Genomic DNA, 3,120 nt, shown 5'->3' on the forward strand with positions numbered 1-3,120 from the left:
CTGATCAATCCATCCTGCTTCCGGAGTTGGTTTGCTAAGTGTTGCTACTGTACCCCTTGATTCTTTAACAGGCTGTATTACCCAGCAGATAGTAGATAAAGACTTTGGGGTTCAGATGGGATCAATTGGTAGGGATCCGCTTGGTTAAGCTCCCGAGAGAGGTGAGCAAAAGACTGGAGACTTTCAAGGCGCTCCGCGAGCTCGCTGAGGGTGTCTAGGTATTCGGCTAAAGCCGCTTGGGAAAGGTACCAAGACTTGTCCAGCTCTTGGAAGTAGGTCATCTGGAACTCGACAGAAAGATTCTTTTCCCTAAGGAAGCGCTGCTCCGGTGTAAGCGCTCGATCAAGTGGGGAAAGACGAGCAATGCGCTGGATGCGTTCGCTAGAGATGTGGCCAGCAAAGCCGGGAGCTGTGTACGTATAGGCGGTCCGGAGCTGAGGTCGATCCGCTGGCAAGAGAGCTGCACACCACCTTTCGCTTAGTTCCCGGAAACGAGGAACCTCAAAGTCGAGGGCATCGACGGCATCTTGCAGGTACCCATGCTTAAGCAGAAGCTGGGATTCCGCCGCTAGGGAAACTGCCCAACCCTTGAGGGCAATATCGCCAAGCAGTAGGCAGTGGGCCTGGCGCTCAACAGGGATCTGATGGGCTTGGTCGGAGAAAAAGATGCGGGCTTCCGCCAGCGCCTTAAGGGCATCGCGAGGAGAAGCCTCCGGGAATCGGTGCAAACTAACCAGCTCTGCCTGCAGCTTAGCAAGACTTTGAATGAAAAGAGCACGATGCAAATTGGAGATAGCCAACAGAATTTCGGCTCTACTCTGAACGGCCAAAGCTTGCAAATAGGCCAGTTGGCCAGAAAGTGCATCTAGCTTTTGCTGAATGTCTTGGAGCCCTTCCCTAACAATCTTCTCTAGGCGGGCAATAGAGTCTTGCAACTGATTCAGGCGGAAATGCATGTAGGTAAAGCCAATAGCGCTAACCCCCAGGTTTAAAACGCTAGCGCCAGCAGCTACCTGAGAAAGCCCCAAAATCTTGGTGGCAGTCTGCTGCAAAACCTCAAGCTTTCGATGAGTGGCTTGGTGACCAAGGGCATTAATCACGGATTCAGGAGATACCGGCGCATTCATCAGCAAGCTGGTCAGGCCGGGAGCTTCGGCCAAATGCTTGACGATGCGACCCGTGGCAGCTTCTCGAACAACGCCACCGTAGCGAACCAGGGATCCATCCAAAAGCCCGCTGACAATCGAAGGAGAAGCAAAAAGGAGAGTTGGAATGAGCATGACTTACGCTCCCAAAGTTCCGGTCACACAAGGTAGAAATCCTTGTTGGCAAAGGAGTTTAAATGTAATGGGGGGGAAATCCAGACAATCTTTGCTTTACTGCATAGAGCCAGAAACGCATCCCTTCGCTCAAGAGGACTCGTGTCTCTGGCAAGTCCAGGGAGATCCTCGTCAGCTTCGAGAGCCACTAGATAAAAAGCACTTTTGAGATTTTCAGCCGGAAACTTCTCGACTTCCTCTTTCAGAGCCTCAAACTCTTTCTGTGTGCCTCTCCAGATATACTTTGAGTTTTTATACAGAAGCTCACACGCATTCTTCTCTGTTATTTTTTGTCCGGGAGAAAGGTGAGAAAAGTATTCGCGAAACTGGCTAGCCCTCGAGGCTAGCACAACCAAACTGGGGAGCCTGGTTGGGGGTTCGGGGGGCTCGGGTTTGGGCAAATTTTCTGCAAGCCTAAGTTCTGCAAACCCAAGTCCAGCAGCTGCTCCAACAGCAGCCCCTATTGGTCCTCCAATAGCACCACCAACGATAGCTCCAAGTCCTACAGCAGCTAATTTAGCAAGAAGCTCTCCCTGCTCTTTGTTATTCTCATTCATCATTCCCACTCCCTAAGCAAGACAAAGATTGAACAAAACTTTCAATTGCATTCTTCCTATTCTCCAGATCTTCGGCTATAGCTACTGCTTGGTTAAAGTTCTCTTCAATCCGCCTTCTTTGCTCATCTAGCTCACCCATAGAAAGGTCAAGTGCTTTTCTAACCAATTTTTGAGTAGCCTCTCTTAGTTCTTCCATGTAACCTATGATCCATTCTTTCAGAACTTGCCACAATTTTCGCTTACCAGCATCTGCTCCGCTTGACCACTCCTCAGCCATCTTATCGAAGCTGGGTACAATTAGCTGTTGATAGAACTCCGTCCCAACTTTAGCTATCTTGTACTCCTTGCCTCCAAAGCAAGATCTAGGCTCCTCGACTATTGTAGTTTTGTCCTTCTTTGTAGTCTCTATCTTTGCTCTTTTATTAAAGAGAAAGACATCTTGCGTAAGGCGCAAGGGCTCGCTTCTCAGCTTAACGCCAGTTTGAATCAATTCCTGGATCCCTAGCTTATCTTCCTCAGAGACTGTGAGGATTTCTTCAACGGCTCCAATAAGGTTTGCAATAAGCTGAGAGATCAATGAGTTCGCAAATCTCTCAAAAGTTTGAGCCTTTGCCTGTAACAGAAACTCGGCCCTATGTTCGAGAGCGTCCCTAACCGATTGGTAAAGAGCTAAAACAGCGCGCTCAGCTCTTTCTATCTTCTCATGAGGCTTTTTGGTTTTCTCCTCAACAGGTACTCTCAGAATCAGGCTGTCTCCCTGACACTCACAATCCCTCAACGTTCTGAGTGTCATGTCGCAAGATCTAGCAACGAGGTTGGCAATGTGAGCAGGGATCACTTCTTTCAGAGAATCTTCTAGCGGATAAACACCAATTTCTTGCTTGAGTGCATCTCGAACTGGAGCGATGATTTTATTAATCAAATCTTTAACTTGCTCGTCCACAAAGTCAATAAAATCGGGAAACCCCTGCCAGCCCTTCTTTCTGGCTTCCTCCTCAATCTTTGATAGGGACTCAGGAGTGCCACTAGCACTGGCAACTTGGTTGAGTAAGTCTGTAATGTCAGCGATAAACGATTGGGCAACTTGATTGATTGCTTCCTTGCATTGCTCTTGTCTCTCTTGAATATATTTTCTTTGCCTATCTACTTCCTCTAGCGTCTGAATTCGTCTTGTATTGATTATGACATCTAGGGCACTGCTAATCTCTCTAGCTGAGTTGATCACTTGTAGCACTGCCGGGAGA

At 48.4% G+C, this 3,120-nt stretch carries 3 protein-coding genes; all 3 read right to left on the reverse strand.

Annotation, left to right across the window (positions count from 1 at the left end; all coding sequences use genetic code 11):
• Positions 1 to 77 precede the first annotated feature (77 nt).
• Complete coding sequence (locus NW841_RS12485; RefSeq protein WP_414366852.1) at positions 78 to 1,280, reverse strand: hypothetical protein; 1,203 nt, start codon at positions 1,278 to 1,280, stop codon at positions 78 to 80.
• 23 nt (positions 1,281 to 1,303) lie between these two features.
• Complete coding sequence (locus tag NW841_RS12490; RefSeq protein WP_414386677.1) at positions 1,304 to 1,879, reverse strand: hypothetical protein; 576 nt, start codon at positions 1,877 to 1,879, stop codon at positions 1,304 to 1,306.
• Positions 1,869 to 3,120 (reverse strand): hypothetical protein (locus NW841_RS12495; RefSeq protein WP_414386680.1); only part of this gene is annotated, 1,252 nt, incomplete at its 5' end. The genes NW841_RS12490 and NW841_RS12495, both read right to left, overlap by 11 nt.

Origin of the sequence: Synechococcus sp. H60.3, from assembly GCF_047462295.1 — a bacterium.
In the GTDB taxonomy this organism is placed as follows: Bacteria; Cyanobacteriota; Cyanobacteriia; order Thermostichales; family Thermostichaceae; genus Thermostichus.